We start from the raw sequence: 19,880 nt of genomic DNA, 5'->3' as shown, positions 1-19,880 counted from the left end.
ACCCGTAGGGTCGCCATTTATGGTGACCGCAGACCGCGCCAAAATATGTAGGGTCGCCATTTATGGTGACCTGATTAACAAGGAACAACCATGATTACACTACGCGCCATGATGCGTGACGACATTGAACACGGCTACGCCATCACCCAACAACTGCAATGGCCGCACCGCCGCGAAGACTGGCTGCAAGCGCTCACGCTGGGCGAAGGCGTAGTCGCGGAAGAAAACAGCGCATTCGTCGGCAGCGCCTTTGGCTGGCGCTGGGGCGAGCGGGCGGCGACCATAGGTTTGGTGGTGGTCAACCCGCAATTTCAGGGGCGCGGTATCGGCAAGCAGCTGATGCTAGCGGTGATGGAAAAATTCCCCGACTACAACATCCGCTTACACGCCACCGAAATGGGCAAAGGTTTATACGAAAAGCTCGGCTTTAAAATTACTGGCCACATTCAGCAGCATCAAACCCGCGAGCTGGCAGCGGTACCTTGCGTTCACATTCCTGCCGATCTCACGCTGCGCAATGCGCAACCGGCTGATGCCGAGTTGCTAACTAAACTGGATCAGCAAGCGCACGGCATGTGGCGGCCAACATTGATCAACAGCTTGATCGCCGAATATCAAACCGTGTTGCTGCAAGATGCCAACCAACGCATGCAGGGTTTTGCCAGCCTGCGCCGCTTCGGTCACGGTTATGCGATTGGTCCGGTGATCGCGCTTAATCTCGAAAGCGCACAAATGCTGATTGCCGCCTTAATGCAAGGTCTGCGCGGCGAGTTCGTGCGTATCGACACCGATGGCGCGCTGCCGCTGGCCGCATGGCTGGAAACGCTGGGTTTGGTGCAGGTCGATGCGCCAACCACCATGATTCGGGGAGCGCCGTGGTCGCCGCAAGCCGGTGAGATGCAGGCGTTTGGGTTGATGACCCAGGCGATGGCCTGATGCATATCGTTTACAAATCTGAACCGACGCGCGGTGCCAGCTGGCAGCGCTGGCTGGCTGAACATGCGCCAGACATTCAAATGCACATCTGGCCGGATATCGGCGATGCCAACCAGGTGGAACTGTTGGTGGCATGGCAGCCGCCAGAAAACCTGATGACCACCTTTCCCAATCTGAAAGCGCTGCTTTCGGTCGGCGCGGGTGCCGATCAGTTTGATCTCAGCCAATTGCCGCCGGATTTGCCGGTGGTACGCATGATCGAACCCGGCCTGACGCAAGGCATGGTCGAATACGTCACTTTTGCCGTGCTGGGTTTGCATCGCGATATGCCGCGCTACTTCCAGCAGCAGCGTGCCGAACAGTGGCAAACCCATCCGATTCGTACCGCCAATCAACGTCGCGTTGGCGTGATGGGCTTGGGCGAACTCGGGCAAGCCTCTTTGCAGCAGCTGGTGGCGCTGGGTTTTGATTGCGCTGGCTGGAGCCGCACACCGCGAGAGATTGCTGGCGTACGCTGCTGGCACGGTAGCGATCAGTTAGCCGATTTCCTCGCCCACAGCGACATTCTGGTGTGCTTGCTGCCGCTCACCGACAGCACGCGCGGCTTGCTCAATGCAGCGCTGTTTGCCCAATTGCCAGCGGGCGCGGCGCTGGTACAAGTCGGACGCGGTCCACAGCTCAATGAAGAGGATTTGCTGGCGGCGCTGGCGAGTGGGCAACTCAGCGCGGCGGTGATTGATGTCACCGATCCCGAGCCGCTGCCGGCCGGACATCCATTCTGGCAGCATCCAGCAATTTGGCTGACGCCACACATCGCCAGCTCCACGCAAACCAACAGCGCGGTGTCGGCAGTGCTCGACAATTTGCGGCGTTTTCAGCGCGGCGAGCCGATGGTTGGCGTGATTGATCGCAGCCGCGGCTACTGATGCAGCACGCCAAATTTCCCTGCTGATTAGCCTCTGATTTTGACAGGAAATGCCGCTGTCTGGTGGATTACGGCAGCGTGACAAACCAAGCGATTGCGATACTTGAGCCAACCGAACGTTACGTGGATAGGGGTTTTAGAAAATGCAGAATGTCATGGCGGAGCAGCAAACATATACCGATAACAGCGTGTTACTGGACGCGCGTGAGCAGCATGTGCCACGTGGCGTGGTCACCGCGCATCCGTTGGTGATCGAGCGAGCGAAAGGCAGCGAAGTGTGGGATGTGGAGGGCAATCGCTACCTCGATTTCGTGGGCGGCATTGGCGTGCTCAACGTTGGTCACAACCATCCGGCGGTGGTCAATGCGGTGACTAAACAACTCGGTTTAGTGTCGCATGCCTGTTTCCAGGTGGTGGCGTATCCGGGTTACATCGAGCTGGCGAAACGCCTCAATGTGCTGGTCGGCGGCGGCGAAGATTTCAAAAGCGTGTTCTTCACCAGCGGCGCGGAAGCAGTAGAAAATGCGGTGAAGATCGCACGTGCGCACACCAAACGCAGCGGCATAATTGCTTTCGACGGCGCGTTCCACGGCCGCACCTTGCTTGGCACCACGTTGACCGGCATGTCGGCACCGTACAAGCAGAATTTCGGCCCGTTCCCGAGTGACATTTATCGTTTGCCGTTCCCGAATGCGTTTCATGGCGTGAGTGATGACGATTGCCTGCAAGCGCTGGATCAACTGTTCGCGGTGCAAATTGCGCCGGAACGCGTGGCGGCGATCATCATCGAACCGGTGCAGGGAGATGGTGGTTTCCTGCAAGCTGGCGCCAACTTCATGCAGGCGCTGCGTCGCATCACTGAGAAGCACGGCATCGTGCTGATTCTCGATGAAGTGCAAACCGGTTTTGGTCGCACCGGCAAGATGTTTGCCTTCCAGCATCTCGGCATCACGCCAGATCTGGTGACGGTGGCGAAGAGCATTGGAGGCGGCTTGCCGATTTCCGGTGTGGTGGGTAAAGCGGCGATCATGGATGCGCCACAACCGGGCGGTTTAGGCGGTACTTATGGCGGTAATGCACTGGCTTGTGCGGCCGCGCTGGCGGTGCTGGATCTGCTGGAAAATGACAATCTGTTAGCGCGATCCAACCAGTTGGGCGAGCAACTCAACGCACGTTTGCAGCAACTGGCGGAGAAATATGCCTGCATTGGTGATGTGCGCGGCATTGGCTTTATGCAGGCGGTGGAGATCATTGATTTCGAGACCAAACGTCCGGATGCAGCCTTAACGCAAAAGATCCTCGATAGCGCCTGCCAGGAAGGTTTACTGCTGATTAAGTGCGGCATTCATCGCAACACCGTGCGTTTCCTCGCGCCGCTGGTGACCACCGATTCGCAGCTGGAAGAGGCGTTGCATATTTTCGATATCGCGCTGGCACGCGCCACGGGTCGTCTGGGATAAAATCCGCTTCCTCATTGAAATTGTTGTAGTAATTTGAAAACCTCCCGCTGGTAGAACCAGTTAACGAGATAGCACAATTGCCTTAAAGCGTGGTATATCTTCGGGAGGTTAAACCTAATTGGTTGACAATGAGGGGTGCTATGAACGGCTTAATGAAACTCGACCGCATCGACATCAATATCCTGGTGCAACTCCAAAAAGATGGCCGTATTAGCAACGTCAATCTCGCCGACGCCGTTGGGCTGTCGCCCAGCCCGTGCTTGCAACGAGTGAAACGTCTGGAGCAGGCCGGGTTCATCAATGGCTATGAAGCGCATATTAATCTCACCAAAATCACTGATTCCGTGACGGTATTTACCGAAGTCACGTTGTCGGGCCATCGCCGCGAAGATTTTATGAAATTCGAGAACGCGGTGCGTGAGGTGGATGAATTAATGGAATGCCATCTGATTACCGGCGGCTATGACTATTTGCTGCGCTTTATTACCCGCAGCATTGAGCATTATCAGGAAGTGATTGAGAAGATGCTGGATGCGCAGATCGGCATCGATAAGTATTTCAGTTATATCGTGATTAAATCGCCGATTATGAAAAGCAGCGTGCCGTTACGATCGTTAATTTCCAAACAGAATTCGGTGGAGTTTGGTTGAGGTTTAATTGGGTGATGCAAACACGGTCACCATAAATGGCGACCCTACGAAATGACGGCGTGTTTTTGTAGGGTCGCCATTTATGGTGACCACGCATTTAAGCAACATGCCGAAATCAATAACCGAAGATGCCGTAGCGGCGCAATTTATTGCGCAATGCCTGTTCGGGCACAATGCCAACATTGAAATGCGCGATAAATCGCGCCGCTACAAATGGTGCGCTATTTTTTTCAGAAAAAATACCACCGTAATAAATACGGTGGTTGAGTTTTAACCATTTTGATTGAAATAATTATTCAACCATTAAACCAGTTCAGTTTTTACGCCTTGCTGCACCAGCAGTTCCGCGTCATTGCCGTGGCTATAGACGTTATATTCCACGCCCGCTACGGTGACTGTGCCGTTCTGATGCTGCCATTGATGGATATCGCTGCCTTTAGGCAGAATATCGACCAACTGAACAACGCTGCCTTCTTCGCCAGTTACCATCAACTGTGTTTTTCCATCTTCAATAAACAGATTTTTTTCGCCATGTGAGAGTAAATGAGCTACATCAACTTTCACCGCGTTATCAACAACATTGTTAACATTAATAACATGCTCAGTATCAGGAAGATCAATGTTCAAATTTGAAAACTTTCCTGTTCCATCATCAGGTAATGATGTTGGATAAAATGCATGCTTGAAAACATTTGAATAGCCGCTGTATTTACCGGCCAAAATGCTGTAGGCGCGTATTTCATAAAAATTATGGAATGTAGGACTTCTCAATGTATATTCCCACTTTCCAGTATGATCGACATTGATTCTTCTATATTCACCGAAACCGCTGTCGTAAATATCAGTATCAACCTCAAGCACAAGAATACTGTTGGGGGTCGCAGTGCCACGGAATGTAGGATTAAGGTCATCGCTAAGCTGACCTGAATAACGCACGCCGACACCATCAATATGGTTGACGTTATCCCAAAAATCTACAATCACTGGGGTTGATGGGGGAAGCACCGTATCAATCTGAATTTTGAAATTGTTAGACCATGTGCTTTGACTGTTTCCTAACGCAGCTTTTGCGCGGAATGTGTACGAGCCATCGGCCAATTGGCTTGGCGTATATGACCAATTACCGGCGCTATTGGCCGAGGTTTGTCCAATGGTTACCCAACTGCTGCCAGACTGGCGTTGAATCTCAATCATCGCGCCATTTTCGCCAGTACCTCTCAGCGTTGGCGTATTGTCATCGGTGGTACCGTTATTGCCAATAATGCTGATCCCGCCGACGTTATCAAGCACATCATCGATGGTTGGGCGAGGAACAAAGATTGTGGTATCAATTTTTAAGTTAAAAGCATTCCAGCCAATTTGACCCGTTTTCTGCGCTTCAAACGTCCAGTTACCGTTAGCCAACGTAGGCGCGGCCCAACTCCAGTCACCCTTGCTATCGGCGGTTACCGAAATTGTAATCGGGGTTTGGCCTGAGCTGTAGCGCAGATAGACGAGGCTGTTGGCTTCAGCGCGACCGTGCAATGTTGGCGTGGTGTCGTCAGTATTAGCACCGCTGTATATTTTGCCCTGAGAAGCGCCCACGTCGTCGATAGCATAATCAATGATCGGATCGAAGCCACTGGCGCTGACGATGTTAAGGGTGAAGGCGTCACTCCAGCTGGTTTGCCCCTGCTGCTGCACGTCAAAACTCCAGTTACCCGTGGGCAGATTGGCTGCTGATGTCCATTTCCAGTTACCACTGCTGTCAACGTCAATCACCACGGTGTTCGGGATCTGACCGGTTTGAGCGAAACGTAATACCAACTTGCTGTTAGCTTCACCTCGACCATGCAGTGTTGGGGTTTCATCATCGGTTATCGCGCCGCTGCTTAGCGTACCTTGCCAATTGCCAAAATCATCATAGGCGTACTCAATGCGGGTTTTCAGCACAATGTCCACCGCACTGGCGATTTCTAAGGTAAACAGGTTGCTGTGAGCCGTGCCGATGGTGGCCTGGAATTCGTAGGTTGCAAAAGGCAGGGCGCTACCCGGCGTCCAACTCCACTCGGTTCCGCTAACCGTTGCCGTTGCGCTGCCAGCCCAGCTGCTGCTGCCGGCAAGGCGATAGTAAACCGTCACGCTGCTACCCGCAGTGACGTCGCCGCGTAAAGTTGGCGTGGTGTCATCGGTCAGAGCACCGCTGGCCAGGATACCGGTGAAAGCGCCCATATTATCGAAGGCGTCATTGATGGTAATGGTGTTTGGCGGCAGGATGCGATCATCCTCGCCAATCACGATGGTGAAAACCGGCGAAGAGGGGCCTGTGCGCAAATTTTTAGCGAAGTTCTCCTCTGCGACCAGAGTCAGATTATTTACGCCATCTTTCAGGTCTTCATTCGGCTCCAATCTCCAGATGCCGGTGACCTTGTCTGCCACTGCGCTGCCGATGATTTTACCGCTCTCGTCCCGCAGGTAAACGGTGGTGCCTTCCTGAGCGAGACCGGTCAGGGTTGGACGTTTATCGTCAGTGGTTTTGCCAGTATTGAAGCTGCCGGTGATCGCACCCTGGTCGTCGTACAGGTTAATCAGGTCTGGTGCGTCCGGCGGCGTGGTATCCACACGCAGGGTGGCCAGCGTAGGTGCGCCCACGTTCCCCGCGCGGTCTTTAATGGTGATAGAGATGCTGTAATCACCATCAGGAATTGGGGTGGTAGCGGTCCACGAGTAACGGCCGGTGACGGGATCAATCTCGACTTCGAAATATTCGGTACCCACAATGATTTGCGCAATCGAGCCGGACTTACCTATTTCCGTTGTCGCTACGCCTGCGAGGGTTGGCAGCGCACTGTCCCGCTCGGCATATTCCGTTTTGATGTAGGCCAACGTGCCAATAGGGTCAATGCCGGCAGCCTGAGTCGCTGTTTCTTCCTCGATGCGGGCGGGGAGTTCTTGGTTAATGGCGGTCGTGTTTGCGGCGAGGACGGAAGTGTCTGCGCCAATCACAATAGAGAACACCGGTGAAGGCGTGCCAGTACGCAGCTTTCTCGCGAAGTTTTCCTCAGCGACCAATGTCAGGTTGTTCACGCCGTCTTTTAGGTCTGAAGTCGGCACCATCACCCATTTGCCGGTTTTGGCATCGGCGACCGCGCTGCCTATGGTTGTGCCGGTTGCATCGCGCAGGTAAACCGTCGTGCCTTCCTGGGCAAAGCCGGTGAGTTCAGGCCGCTTATCGTCGGTGGTTTTGCCATTATCAAAGCTGCCGGTTACCGCGCCCTGGTCGTCATACATATCCAGCAGGATTGGCGCGGCCGGCGGTGTGGTATCCACGCGGAGAGTGATCAGGTTTGGTTTGCCAAGGTTACCCGCCTTGTCCTGGATGGTCACGGAAACGCTGTAATCGCCGTCAGGGATGGGCGTGGTGGCGGTCCAGGTATAGTGACCCGTTAGCGGATCGACAGGCACTTCAAAATATTCGGTGCCCACGTATATTTTTGCCATGCTGCCTGTTTTGCCAATTTCAGTGGTGGCAGTCCCCGAGATTGTGGGCAGCGAAGTATCTCTTTGGGCGTAAACGGTGCCTGTATAGGCGTTAATTTGCATAAGGACAATCCTTTATTTCAATGATATCCATTTTATAAGTGGCGCTTACGTTGCCGCTTATTACCATGCGGGCTTAAAAATAGACAACCTGGCAGGAAAGTTAATAGAGCTCGCAAGCATCCGTGACGAGAACAGTCTCAAAGGTAACGAATCTGCGACGAGTCTTAAGTAGAGAAAGGGTCGTGAAGGATGGGTTTGTCTTATCTGGGCAATAAAAAGCCACCGCAATTGCAGTGGCTTCAGGGAATAACTCATTTGTTAACAACGTGAATTATATTAACACCACGTGGCTGCCTATCGTCTATTGATGGATGAGTTCGATTTTCACACCTTGTTGTACCAATAGATCGGCGTTGTCTGCATGGCTATAAACTTGATACTCAACGCCTGCAACCGTAACCGTACCGTCCTGATGTTGCCATTCACTGATATCGCTGCCTTCTGGCAGAATATCTTTTAACTCAACGACATCACCTTCATTACCTTTGACAACTAACTGGGTTTTGCCGTCTTCGATAAACAGATCTTTTTCACCGCGCTGCAGCAGGGCGGTGAGATCCAGTTTCAGGGTATTATCGCCGCTGCCGGTGATGTCGATAATTTCCACCGATTCAATCTGGCTGCTCAGTGTGGTTAAATCGAGAAGCTGATCTTTACCGGTGAGTTGCAGAGTGTCGGTTTTTAAAGCGTTACCCACTACAGGCATCGTGTAGAGATCATTTACATGACTAACAGAATGAATATCATCTTCAATATATGAAGTAATGACCGTTTCGGATGAATCATTCAAAAATGAATTGTCATTTTCTTCAACATTAAAGTAAGAGTATCTTCCACTACCCCATTCTACACTTTTTAAAGTAAATCCAGCATCATCATTTCCATCTTTACTGCGTAAAGTAAAATAGGCTATTTTCTCACCGCTATAGGCGTAGTAAGTCTTAGTGAAACTTTTATTTCCATTGCCAACCCCATTGCCAAGTAATTCCTGGCCCAACTGTCTACCGTCGGCGCCAAATAAAGCTAAAATTCCATTTTGAACAGCCGAAATTTCTAAGGTAAAGCTATTTGTTGGTTTCGGGAATATAATTCTTGTAAAGGATTCATCGATAACGTGATATCCCGGTGTACCCGAATTATGAAAGCCAGGTTTAGCAAGGTTTCCTCTGACCAATTCTTCGGCATAGGTTATAAGTTTTAATTTTAGCCCTGAGGTAAAAGTTTTTTCATATCCTGCCGAAATATTGCCAACAACCTCTGAAAATTCTTCATAGCCACCATCGGGTAAATCATCAAAATTTAAACTAAATGTTGGAGACCAGGCACTCTCGTTGTTGCCATCATTTGCTTTCGCACGATAATCATATTTACCAGAACTGTTTAGTACAGGGGACGTCATTTCCCAATTACCGCTGGCATTGACGGTAGCTGTACCTGCATAAATCCAGCCACCTGTAGGTTGAGCATATTCGACTGTAATCACACTACCCGGCATGCCAGTGCCTTTCAGGGTTGGAGTGCTGTCATTTGTGGTATCACCGTTACCCAGATTTTGCGGTGTACCCACGTCATCATAGGCATGCGTAATGACCGGGGTAAAGCGATCGGAGCTGTCGATGCTCAGCAAGAAGGTGTCGGACCAGTTGGTTTCACCCTGCGGCTGCACGTCAAAGTTCCAGTTGCCTATTGGTAGGTCTGAAACTGGCGTCCACGCCCAGTGTCCGCTGCTGTCCACGTCTACCACAACGGTGTTACTGAGCTGGCCTGGCTGGCCATAGCGAACCACCACTTTGCCATTGGCTTCACCGCGTCCGCTGAAGGTCGGCGTGGCGTCATCGGTGATGGCGCCGCTGCTGAGCGCGCCTTTCCAGACGCCGAAGTCGTCCTCTACCAACTCAATAACGGTTTTCTTTACGATGTCGGCAGCGGTTGCTATATCCAGCGTGAACAGGTTGCTGCTGAAGCTGCCAATACTGGCCTGGAACTCATATTCGCCATAAGCGAGCGCGCTGGTTGGCGTCCAGCTCCACTCGCTGCCGTTCACGGTCGCGGTGGCACTGCCGGCCCAAGAGGTACTGCCAGCGAGGCGATAGTAAACGGTTACGCTATTGCCAGCAGAGACGATGCCCTGCAATGTCGGTGTCGTGTCATCGGTCAGCGCTCCAGTCGTGAGCTTGCCGGTTACCGTACCCGCATCGTCGATGGCATCCTTGATGACAATGGTATTTGGCGGAAGGATAGGGGCATCGGCACCAATCACAACAGTAATGGGGGCAGAAGCCGCGCCTGCACGTAATTTTCCAGCGAAGGTCTCTTCAGCAACCAGTGTCAAGGTATTTACGCCGTCCTTGAGATCGACATTAGGTTCTATTTCCCACTTACCGGTCACTTTATCGGCCACCGCGCTGCCAATTTTATTGCCGCTTTCGTCCTGCAGGTAAACCGTCACGCCTTTCTGTGCAATGCCGGTGAATGTTGGGCGTTTATCGTCAGTGGTATCACCAGAATCAAAGCTTTCCTGAATTGCACCTTGATCGTCATACATATTAATCAGGTCCGGTGCTTCTGGTGGTGTGGTATCAATTCGCAGGGTAAAGAGCGTAGGTTTACCCACGTTACCCGCGCGATCGACCACTGTCATCGAAACGCTGTAATCCCCGTCAGTTAACGGAAGTACAGCCGTCCAGGAATATTTGCCAGTTACAGGATCAATATTCACTTCATAGGCTTCACCACCAACAATGATTCGCGCAATGGAACCTTGTTTACCAATTTCACTCGGCGCGCTAGCGTTAATGGTCGGAAGCGGGGTGTCTCTTTGCGCAACCAGGGTTTCAACGTATGCGAGTGTATTATTTCCATGATTTTCAACAGCTGATAGCAAAGAGATGGCACCGGCATCGTCAATCGCGTCATTAATGGTGATGAGATTTGGCGGTATTACCGCACCGTCAGCGCCAATGACGATAGTGAAGGGAGAGGAAGCTGTGCCAGTGCGCAATTTGCCTGCAAAAGTCTCTTCGGCAACCAGTGTGAGACTATTGGCACCGTCTTTCAGGTCTACATTTGGCTCCATCACCCATTTACCGGTGACTTTATCGGCGACCGCGCTGCCAATTTTATTGCCGTTTTCGTCACACAGATAAACGGTAGTCCCTTCCTGTGCTACGCCGGTGAGTTTTGGGCGTTTGTCATCGGTGATTTTACCCGCATCAAAACTGCCGGTAATCGCGCCCTGATCATCAAACAGGTTAAGCAGCTGGGGCGCTTCTGGCGGCGTCGTATCAATACGCAAAGTAAAGAGGTTTGGTTGGCCCACATTGCCTGCACGATCTTTGATCGCCATTGAGACACTGTAATCACCATCTGGCATCGCAACATTAGCCGTCCAGGAATATTTTCCGGTTACTGGATCAATCTCGACTTCAAAGGATTCACCACCAACGGTAATCAGCGCTATAGAGCCTTGCTTCCCGATCTCGGTTGACGCGGTGGCGTTGATGGTGGGCAGCGATGTATCCCTTTGCGCATAAGCTGTGCCAGTATAATTTATTGTATTCATGATTAAACGTCCTGGTTATCAATAAGTTGGGTTAGAGAGGATGAATGGCGAGCCTGCTGCACAGCGAGGCGTAAAGTGGAAACACCAATCCTGGCGTGAAAGGTAATAGAAGACGTAATTTCTGCTGACGAGAAAGGTCTTAAAGCGGGACAGGAAAATGCGAGCTAAGTGCATAAATTGTTCACAGCATAAAATTTCTTGCCATCACAAAATTCCCCTGATCCTGCTGGATTTCAACCCAGCTTCAGCAACGGGGTAAAACCCAACGCTTTTACACTGAATCCATCCGATACAAGGAGTTGTTATGAGCACACTCAACATTCCCGATCAGGTCTGGCAGCGCGATGCATTCACGCTCTCTACCGAGCGCGCCAAACTGGATTTCGCTTACATCCACTGCCAGCTAACGGAAAAATCGTACTGGGCGAAAGACCAGCCACGCGCCAAAACTGAGCGCGCGTTTGCTGGCTCGCTGCCGTTTGGTCTTTATCATCAACACCAGCAGATCGGTTTCGCAAGATTGGTAACGGATTACACCCGTTTTGGCTGGCTATGCGATGTGATGATTGATGATAACTGGCGCGGACATGGATTAGGAACCTGGCTGGCGACCTGTGTGCGCGAGCACCCGGAACTGGTGACGGTTCATCGCTGGATGCTCTCGACCAATGATGCCCATCAGCTGTATCAGCGCCTCGGCTGGCGCGTGGTGCAAGATCCACACAAGCTGATGGAATTTCCTCTCTCCTGAAACTGGAGTTTTGACATGGGTTACCGCGTTGGCGTCGATATTGGCGGATCGTTTACCGATTTCGCCGTGCTGGATGAAGAGACAAATCAGATTCACACGTTAAAAGTGCTGTCGCGCCCGGATGCGCCGGGCAGTGAAATCCTCACGGGGTTAACGCAGTTGCAGCAGCGCGACGGCATTGAGCCGCGGCAGATTGATTACTTCACGCACGGCACCACGGTCGGCATCAATGCGGTAATCCAGCGTCGTGGTGTGCGGCTGGCGCTGTTTGCTACTGAAGGATTTTGCGATGTGCTGGAGCTGGCACGTCTGAAGATCCCACATATCCACGATTTGTTCTCACGCCGACCGGCGCCGCTGATTTCGCGCGATCGGGTGTTCGCCATTAAAGAGCGCACCGATCGCCACGGCAAGGTGTTAACCGAAGTGGATACGCAAAGCGTGCTGGATGCCATTGAAGCTGCGCGCGCCGCCGGTTGTCAGGGCATTGTGGTGTCGCTTTTGCACAGCTATCGCAATCGCCACAACGAAGCGGCAGTGAAAGCCATCATCAATCAACATGCTCCGGAATTACTGTCCTCCTGTTCCGCCGACATCTGGCCGATTATCCGTGAATATGAGCGCACCATCACCGCCACCATTAACGCCTACGTGCAGCCGATGGTGATCCATTATCTGGAATCGTTTGAGCGTGCATTAAAAGAGAAGGGCGTGCGTCCTCCACCGCGTATCACTAAATCCAACGGTGGCGTAATGGGCGTGGAGCAGGCGAAAAGCGAATGTGTGCAGATGGTGTTATCCGGCACCGCGTCAGGCGTGATCGGTGCCAGCTTCCTCGCCAGCGCCTGCGGTTTTGACAAAATTCTCAGCCTCGATATTGGCGGCACCAGCGCCGATGTGGCAGTGATTGTTGATGGTCAGGTGGCGCAGGGCAACGGGGAAATTATCGGTGATTTCCCGATCTATATTCCTTCCGTTGCGGTGACATCGGTTGGGCAAGGCGGCGGCTCGCTGGCATGGATCGATAATCAAGGCGTACTGCAAATGGGGCCAGACAGCGCCGGATCGCTGCCCGGTCCGGTGTGCTTCCAGCGCGGCGGCACGCAGCCGACCGCCACCGATGCGTTTGCCGCCTGCGGCATGATCGGTCACGGCGATCTTGGCTATAACGCGGTGCAAGTAAATGTCGCGGCGGCACGCGCGGCCTGGCAACCTTTAGCCGAGCGGCTGGGCATCAGCGTTGAAGAGACCGCCGAAACCGCCATCGAACTGGCAATCTCCAGCATGTATGGCGACACCAGCGGCTTGCTGTCGCGTTTCGGTCTGGATCCGCGTGAATTCTGGTTCCTCGCCTTTGGCGGCGCAGGTCCGATGATGGGCTGTTTCCTGGCGCGCGAGTTGAATATGAAAGGGGTGATTGTGCCGCCGACGCCGGGCGTGCTGTCGGCGCTGGGCGGATTGGTGGCGGATATCCGCAATGATTTTATCCGTACGCTGTACAGCGATCTCGATGCCACTTTAGCCGATCGTCTGGCGAGCGAAGCCGATGCGCTCAGTCAACGCGCGCGCAATTGGCTCAGCGAGCAGCACGGCGCACAGATGCCATTTACGCTGCACTACAGCGCCGATATGCGCTATCGCGGCCAGTCATTTGAAATCGAAGTGGCATTAGAACCTGCATGGTTAGCGCAGGCCAATGTTGCCGCGTTGCACGCGGCGTTTGATCGCCAGCATCAACAGTTATTTGGTCATTGTGATGGCGATGCGCCGGTACAAATTATCAATCTGCGTTTAGTCATTGCCTCGCCGACGCCTAAACCCACGCTCAATCCGCTCGCCGCCGCCGATGCGCCGGTTGACGTGGCGCAGCAGGTTAGCGCGTGGATTGATGGTGCCACGCATCAGGTGGATGTGGTGCGTCGTGGCACGTTGCGCGCCGGACACCAACTGATCGGCCCGGTGATCATCGCGCAGGACGATTGCACCACCTGCGTGCCGCCGAAGATGAAAGTGGACGTGGATAGTTTTGGCAACTTGCTGATCACGCCAACGGAGGCGAATTAACATGGCGATTGACGGACGTAACCTGCAAATTCTGGCCAATTACTGCGCGGCGGCGGCGGATGCCATGGCCTTCACCTTGATGCGCACGGCGCATTCGACATTCGTTAAAGAGACGGAAGATTTCTCCTGCCAGATTGTCAGCCGTGACGGTTTGGCATTTGCCTCGCCGCGCAGCTTCGGCGCGCCGTGGTACAGCGGCATCGATTACGGCCCGGTGTTGGCCTTGATCGACAGCTATCAAGAGGGCGATATCTGCATCACCAACGATTCCTACGCCGGAAACGTGGCGACGCATTCGCCGGATATCCATATCTGGAAACCGGTGTTTCACCACGGCGAGATCGTCTGCTTTGTCGTCGGACACATTCACAACACCGATGTCGGCGGCGCAGTGCCAGCGTCGCTGTCGCGTTCATTGACCGATATCGTGCAGGAAGGGATTCGCATTCCGCCGCTGAAAATCGTGCGTAACGGTGAATTGAATGAAGAAGTGGCGCGCATCATGCGTCTCAACGTACGCGCGCCGGAGCAAAACTGGGGCGACTTCAAAGCGCAAATCGCGTCGGTTAACGTCGGCGAACGTAAGATCCACGACATCATTGCGCGCTTTGGCATCGATGATTTCCTGCAAGGCATTAACGGCATTCTCGATTACGCCGAAGCACAAGCGCGCAGCATCATCGCCACCCTTCCCGATGGAGAATACTTCTACGCTGATTTTGCCGATGAAGATGGCGAAGGCGGTTTTCCGTGCCGCGTGGCGATTACCTTGCGCGTTACCGGCGACACGCTGGAACTCGATTACACCGGCAGCGATCCGCAACTGACTTCCTCGTTGAATATGCCGACCGGCGGACGTGAGCGGCATCCGCTGGCGCTGGTTGGCGTGACGTATGTGCTCTCGACGCTGGATCGCAATCTGCTGCTGAATGCCGGAACCTTAAGGCCAACACGCGCCATTTTGCCGCCGGGCACGGTGATGAACTGCGAAGCGCCAGCGGCAGTGGGTATGCGATCGCTGACCTGCGCGCTGTCGCAAATCGCCACGCTAGGCGTGTTTTCACAGGCGATTCCCGAGCGTTTGCCCGCCAACTCGCCGGGCGGAAATTCGATCATGAACATTCGCACCAGCGATAGTGCCAATCGTAACGTGGTGGCGTCGCTCGGCCCGGTGGGCGGCGGTGCGGGCGGCACGCCGCGGCATGATGGCCCGGATGGTTCTGGCGGCTTGTCGGCATTCCTGAAAAACACGCCGATTGAGATCAACGAAGCGGAAGTGCCGATCCATTTCCATCGCTACGGTCTAGCCGCCGACAGTGCCGGAGCCGGGCGTTATCGCGGCGGATTAGCCACTGAAATGGCGTTTGAAATCTTCGCGCCGAATACCACCGTCACCGCGCGCAACCGCAATCGCTCGGTATTTGCCTCGGCGGGCGTGCTGGGCGGCGCGGCGGGCGGCCTGTCGCATTTCCGCACCTTACGCAACGGCGTGGCGATTGAGCATGGCAACACCGATGTGATCCACTGCCAACCGGGCGATATCGTTGAAGTGCGCGGCCCCGGCGCAGGCGGTTACGGTTTGCCTGTAGAGCGTGATGTACACGCGGTGTTGCAGGATATTCGTTGTGGCTTCCTCTCGGAACGGAGGGCGCGCGACAGTTACGGCGTGGCGCTGCGCGATGGCGAGATCGATCACGCCGCCACCGAGCAACTGCGCGCGGAGATGCAAACGCGTGCCAGCCAACATTTCGATCACGGTGCGGCACGGAGCGCATTCGAAGCGATTTGGACGCCGGAACGTTATCGTCTGCTCACCGCGTTTTTGGCGGCAGCGCCGATCGGCTGGCGTCACTTCCTCAAGCAGCAGGTGTTTACGGCGGTTGCAGCGGATAACGACAGGCCGATGCAGAACATCTTCGACCAGCTTAAGCAACGCTATCCGGCAATGACGCCTTAGGCGCACGCAACGCTAATCGCCACGGAAGGTGTTTGCCATAGTTACTCTCTTTGCCCGATGGCGGTTCATTGGGCGTGATTGAAGGGGACGTCATCATGGCTTCAGCAAACACTCCGGTATGGTTCATTTCAGGTTGCTCAACCGGCTTTGGCCGCGAACTGGCACAGCAGGCGATTGCACGCGGTTTCAACACAGTGGTCACGGCGCGCGATGCCAGCAAAGTGCAGGATCTGGTCGCCGGACATGAAAACGCGCTGGCGGTAGCGCTGGATGTGACCGATCAAAGCAGCATCGATCGGGCGGTAAGCGCTGCGCTGGAGAAATTCGGCGGCGTGGATGTACTGGTGAATAACGCCGGTTACGGTTATCAAAGTTCGGTGGAAGAGGGCGATGAAAAAGAGATCCGCGCCCAGTTCGATGCCAACGTGTTTGGCCTGTTTGCCTTAACGCGCGCGGTGTTGCCGTCGATGCGTAAAGCACGCAGCGGCCACATCATCAACATCACATCGGTGGCCGGATTTATTGGCTTCGCCAGTTCGGGCTATTACTCAGCCAGCAAACACGCGGTAGAAGGTTGGTCGGATTCGCTGGCGCTGGAAACCGCACCGCTCGGCATTCATGTCACCTGCGTCGAACCCGGCCCGTTCCGCACCGATTGGGCTGGACGTTCGCTGCATCAAACGCCAAGCACCTTGCCGGAGTACGCCGAAACGGCCGCAGCTCGCATGAAAGCCACCTCCGAATACAGCGGCACGCAGGCAGGCGATCCGGCACGCGCAGCCAAAGCGATGATCGCCATCACCGAGCACGACAACCCGCCACGTCATTTGGTGATGGGCGCGTGGGGATACGACGCGGTGACCACCAAATTGAAAGAGCGTTTGGCGCAGATCGAGGCATGGAAACAGACTTCGATTGAGACCGATTTTCCGTCGTAGCGTTGGCTTGTTGCGGTCACCATAAATGGCGACCCTACAACATCAGGTTTTCGTAGGGTCGCCATTTATGGTGACCTCTTTAATTTGAACTCGATACATACAACCGATCCAACGCCCACTGCTTCGGGTTGTTTTCAATATATTTGCGGATATTAAACAACTCCACCTCATCCCGAATCACCCGATCATAAAAGCTGCGCTGCCACGCTTTCACACCGGTTTCCCGTGAGACTTCCGCTTTAAAGCCATTAACAATGTCTTGCAGGCTTCTTGCACTATTTTTCCCCAGCCACAAAATGCCATGCAGGTGATTCGGCATCAGCACAAACGCATCAAGGGTGATTGCCGTATTGCGTTGCGGCAAGGCACGCCAGGCTTTAATCACGTAATCCTCAACAGAGGAGAGATCCAAATCTGTACCGAAAAGTTGACCGAATAATGGTGCGCGTCGATGGCAGACCAAGGTAATGAAATAGGCGCCAGGCGTGCGGTAATCATAATTTTTCAAACGAGGATAGTGGCGGTTTTTCATTCGGCCTCCTTGCCGACTGGATATTGCATGATATGCGGCGAAAGGAGTACGACAGGAATTAATTATTGCGAGGCGCATTCGGGGAAAATTCAGGTCACCATAAATGGCGACCCTACAGAATCAGCCCGTAGGGTCGCCATTTATGGTGACCTGGCCGATAACCACACTTCCGTCACATCATCTTCTCAATCTCACTAAACGGCACCGCGTGACTGAACAAATACCCTTGCAACTGATTACACCCTGCATCGGCCAGCGCGTTTTTTTGCCCTTCGGTTTCGACACCCTCGGCGGTGACGGTCAAGCCCATCGCGTGGCCCAAACGCACCACCGATTCGACAATCGCGGTGGAATTTTGCGCCACGCCGAGCGATTGGGTAAACGAGCGATCGATTTTGATTTTATCCACCGGGAAGGTGCTGAGGTAATTGAGGCTGGAGTAGCCGGTGCCGAAATCGTCCAACGCAATACGGAAACCAGCATCGCGTAGCGCGATGATGTTGTTGCGCGCTTCATGTTCATCTTCGATCAATACGCCTTCGGTGATCTCCAGCTCCATATGTTGCGGATTGGCGCCTTCCGACTCGACGATTTCAATGATGCGCTCGACAAAATTGCTGGCACGGAACTGCACCGGCGAGACGTTAACTGCCACCACAATCTGCGGCAGCTTGAGCGAGGTTTTACAGGCTTCGCGCAGCACCCATTCGCCAAGCGGAATGATCATGCCGGTCTCTTCGGCGATGGCGATGAAATCTCCCGGCGCCACATCGCCGCGCTCGGCGTGATGCCAGCGCAGCAGCGCCTCAAGGCCCACCACGCGCTGCCCGCTGATATCCATTAACGGTTGATACCACACCGCCAGCCCTTCGAATTTTAAGATCGCCTGGCGCAAATCGGCCGCCATTTGCTGGCGGGTACGCAGCGACTCATCCATCACTTTTTCGAACTGGCGATATTGACCGCGTCCGTGGTTTTTGGCTTCGTACAAGGCAATATCGGCTTTGCGCATCAGATCCAATCGGTCAATGCCATCTTTGGGAGCCAGCGCTAACCCGACGCTAACGCCAACCCACAACTCGCTGCCGACTAACGGATACGGCTCGCTTAGCCGGGTAATGATGCGCTTCGCCAGCGATTGCACTTGCCCAATATTATCGACATCCGGCATCACAATAATGAATTCATCGCCGCCGATGCGCCCAACGGTATCGCTGGCGCGCACAATCTCATTGAGACGGCGCGCCACTTCAATGATCAGCTCATCACCGGCGTGATGGCCGTAAGTGTCATTAATGTTCTTAAAACGATCGAGATCCAACAGCAGCAATGCTACGCGATGATCGTGCCGCGATGCTGCCGCCAGCGCCTGGGTTAAACGGTCTTCGACTAATGAACGATTCGGCAAACCGGTCAGCACATCATGAAACGCCAGATGCTGTGCCTGCGCTTCACTGGCGCCCAGCTTGAGCATGGACTGCGACAGTTTCAGCGACGAGGTCCAGATGCGCCTCACCATAAACATGCACAGCAAAGTGATCAGCAGCACCGAAATCAACGTGGTGGGGCCGATGGTGCGCAGCATTTGTGCGCCAGGTTTATCCGGCCGCCAGCTGAGAAAACCCACCGGTTCACCTTGCTGAGAATTGAGTAAATAGCGCGCTTTGGTGGGTGTGGCTGGTTCGGCATCGGTAAAGGTCAGTTCACGTAACTGGCTGCGATCGGCAAGGTTTTGCAAATAACCATCATCAAGGAATTTGATGCTCACCAAACGATAGCGTCCGGCCTGTTTGGTGCTGCTGATGTCGCCCACCGCCAGCGCCGCTGCGCGTTGTCCAACCCGCACGAAATCGGCGTGATCGTTCGGGCCGACCACCACATCGCTGTTTTGCACCAGCGGATTATTCAGGATGTCCTGCATCACCGGGCCAATATTTTTGTCCGGCACCGTTTGCCCGTTGCGCCACACATCGACCAACTGATTGTCGCGATCCAGCAGTACCACCAGTTGGTGATCAAACATGTCGTACAGCCAACCGCCAACATTTTGCGTCAGCCAGCTTTCATCAGGATGGGCCAGTGCCAGCTGATCGGCCAGCGGTGACCAGCGTGTCAGGCTGCGCAACTGGCGCAAATGTTCCGACAAACTTTGGGTAAAAGAGGCTTCGATCATGCGCTGCTGCTGATCGCGTGCTTCATTATTGGTGAGCGAGGTGCCCCAGAATAAACCCATGCCGGCACCAGCAAAGGTCAGGATAAGAATAGCCATCAGCGGCAAAATAACTTCACGGACAAAGTTGCGGCGAAAACCATCCGATAGTTTCAACGCGTTAATCATTTTAAGTTTCACTTAACAAGTGGGTTACATATTTTAACTTAGCAGACTTTTCTTAAGCTGCGTGATGTAAGGGCGGTGCAAAAGAGATGTAATTAAGCGGTAAATTTTTGAACACTGTCACAAAGGTGATAGTTAAAAATATTTTATTGAATTGCCTGCCGTTTCGCTCACATCCTTCTGTCTTA

At 53.8% G+C, this 19,880-nt stretch carries 12 protein-coding genes; 8 read left to right on the top strand and 4 right to left on the bottom strand.

The genetic code is table 11. From position 1 onward, the window contains the following. Positions 1-90: 90 nt before the first annotated feature. From ACPUC7_RS02375 to ACPUC7_RS02360, 4 genes are all read left to right on the top strand, one after another. Positions 91-936, top strand: a complete 846-nt coding sequence (locus ACPUC7_RS02375; protein WP_494921610.1) for a GNAT family N-acetyltransferase — start codon at positions 91-93, stop codon at positions 934-936. Then, positions 936-1,862: a 2-hydroxyacid dehydrogenase gene (locus ACPUC7_RS02370; RefSeq protein ID WP_494921609.1), complete on the top strand. Its 927-nt coding sequence runs from the start codon at positions 936-938 to the stop codon at positions 1,860-1,862. Before ACPUC7_RS02375 ends, ACPUC7_RS02370 begins: the two co-directional genes overlap by 1 nt. Positions 1,863-2,004: 142 nt before the next feature. Then, on the top strand, positions 2,005-3,321 hold the full coding sequence (gabT, locus tag ACPUC7_RS02365; RefSeq protein WP_494921608.1) for a 4-aminobutyrate--2-oxoglutarate transaminase: 1,317 nt from the start codon (positions 2,005-2,007) through the stop codon (positions 3,319-3,321). A 140-nt stretch (positions 3,322-3,461) separates the two neighbouring features. Continuing rightward, positions 3,462-3,971 carry an Lrp/AsnC family transcriptional regulator gene (locus tag ACPUC7_RS02360; RefSeq protein WP_008109584.1) on the top strand — a complete coding sequence of 170 codons (510 nt, stop codon included), beginning with the start codon at positions 3,462-3,464 and terminating at the stop codon, positions 3,969-3,971. A 303-nt stretch (positions 3,972-4,274) separates the two neighbouring features. Here the strand turns inward: ACPUC7_RS02360 and ACPUC7_RS02355 are convergent, their stop codons facing one another. Next, the gene (locus ACPUC7_RS02355) at positions 4,275-7,451 is read right to left on the bottom strand and encodes an Ig-like domain-containing protein (RefSeq protein ID WP_494921607.1); all 3,177 of its coding nucleotides are present in this window, start codon (positions 7,449-7,451) and stop codon (positions 4,275-4,277) included. 403 nt (positions 7,452-7,854) lie between these two features. Continuing rightward, entirely contained in the window at positions 7,855-11,115 is a 3,261-nt protein-coding gene (locus ACPUC7_RS02350) for an Ig-like domain-containing protein (protein WP_494921606.1), read from the bottom strand. 304 nt (positions 11,116-11,419) lie between these two features. Between ACPUC7_RS02350 and ACPUC7_RS02345 the strand changes: the two genes are divergently transcribed. From ACPUC7_RS02345 to ACPUC7_RS02330, 4 genes are all read left to right on the top strand, one after another. Next, positions 11,420-11,866, top strand: coding sequence for a GNAT family N-acetyltransferase (locus ACPUC7_RS02345; RefSeq protein ID WP_494921605.1), 447 nt, complete (start codon positions 11,420-11,422; stop codon positions 11,864-11,866). Between the two features lie 15 nt (positions 11,867-11,881). Further along, the gene (locus ACPUC7_RS02340) at positions 11,882-13,930 is read left to right on the top strand and encodes a hydantoinase/oxoprolinase family protein (protein ID WP_494921604.1); all 2,049 of its coding nucleotides are present in this window, start codon (positions 11,882-11,884) and stop codon (positions 13,928-13,930) included. Position 13,931: 1 nt separating this feature from the next. Then, positions 13,932-15,887: a hydantoinase B/oxoprolinase family protein gene (locus tag ACPUC7_RS02335; RefSeq protein WP_494921603.1), complete on the top strand. Its 1,956-nt coding sequence runs from the start codon at positions 13,932-13,934 to the stop codon at positions 15,885-15,887. Between the two features lie 95 nt (positions 15,888-15,982). Further along, positions 15,983-16,825 carry an oxidoreductase gene (locus ACPUC7_RS02330; protein ID WP_494921602.1) on the top strand — a complete coding sequence of 281 codons (843 nt, stop codon included), beginning with the start codon at positions 15,983-15,985 and terminating at the stop codon, positions 16,823-16,825. A 79-nt stretch (positions 16,826-16,904) separates the two neighbouring features. Here ACPUC7_RS02330 and ACPUC7_RS02325 read toward each other — a convergent pair whose 3' ends face one another. Together ACPUC7_RS02325 and ACPUC7_RS02320 are read right to left on the bottom strand one after the other, a co-directional pair. Next, positions 16,905-17,357 (bottom strand): transposase, encoded by a 453-nt coding sequence (locus ACPUC7_RS02325; protein WP_494921601.1) that lies wholly within the window; start codon positions 17,355-17,357, stop codon positions 16,905-16,907. A 172-nt stretch (positions 17,358-17,529) separates the two neighbouring features. After that, positions 17,530-19,695 (bottom strand): putative bifunctional diguanylate cyclase/phosphodiesterase, encoded by a 2,166-nt coding sequence (locus ACPUC7_RS02320; RefSeq protein WP_494921600.1) that lies wholly within the window; start codon positions 19,693-19,695, stop codon positions 17,530-17,532. Between the last annotated feature and the right edge of the window lie 185 nt (positions 19,696-19,880).

Source organism: Pantoea sp. CFCC18179 (genome assembly GCF_059412405.1).
This window is presented reverse-complemented; position numbering and strand designations above follow the sequence as displayed.

Bases quoted from the DNA above. Each gene is read 5' to 3' on its own strand.
- ACPUC7_RS02370 (WP_494921609.1), top strand. From the start codon at position 936: ATGCATATCGTTTACAAATCTGAACCGACGCGCGGTGCCAGCTGGCAG.
- ACPUC7_RS02340 (WP_494921604.1), top strand. From the start codon at position 11,882: ATGGGTTACCGCGTTGGCGTCGATATTGGCGGATCGTTTACCGATTTC.
- ACPUC7_RS02345 (WP_494921605.1), top strand. From the start codon at position 11,420: ATGAGCACACTCAACATTCCCGATCAGGTCTGGCAGCGCGATGCATTC.
- ACPUC7_RS02355 (WP_494921607.1), bottom strand. From the start codon at position 7,451: ATGGCAAAAATATACGTGGGCACCGAATATTTTGAAGTGCCTGTCGAT.
- ACPUC7_RS02335 (WP_494921603.1), top strand. From the start codon at position 13,932: ATGGCGATTGACGGACGTAACCTGCAAATTCTGGCCAATTACTGCGCG.
- ACPUC7_RS02320 (WP_494921600.1), bottom strand. From the start codon at position 19,695: ATGATTAACGCGTTGAAACTATCGGATGGTTTTCGCCGCAACTTTGTC.
- ACPUC7_RS02330 (WP_494921602.1), top strand. From the start codon at position 15,983: ATGGCTTCAGCAAACACTCCGGTATGGTTCATTTCAGGTTGCTCAACC.
- ACPUC7_RS02360 (WP_008109584.1), top strand. From the start codon at position 3,462: ATGAACGGCTTAATGAAACTCGACCGCATCGACATCAATATCCTGGTG.
- ACPUC7_RS02325 (WP_494921601.1), bottom strand. From the start codon at position 17,357: ATGAAAAACCGCCACTATCCTCGTTTGAAAAATTATGATTACCGCACG.
- ACPUC7_RS02375 (WP_494921610.1), top strand. From the start codon at position 91: ATGATTACACTACGCGCCATGATGCGTGACGACATTGAACACGGCTAC.
- gabT (WP_494921608.1), top strand. From the start codon at position 2,005: ATGCAGAATGTCATGGCGGAGCAGCAAACATATACCGATAACAGCGTG.
- ACPUC7_RS02350 (WP_494921606.1), bottom strand. From the start codon at position 11,115: ATGAATACAATAAATTATACTGGCACAGCTTATGCGCAAAGGGATACA.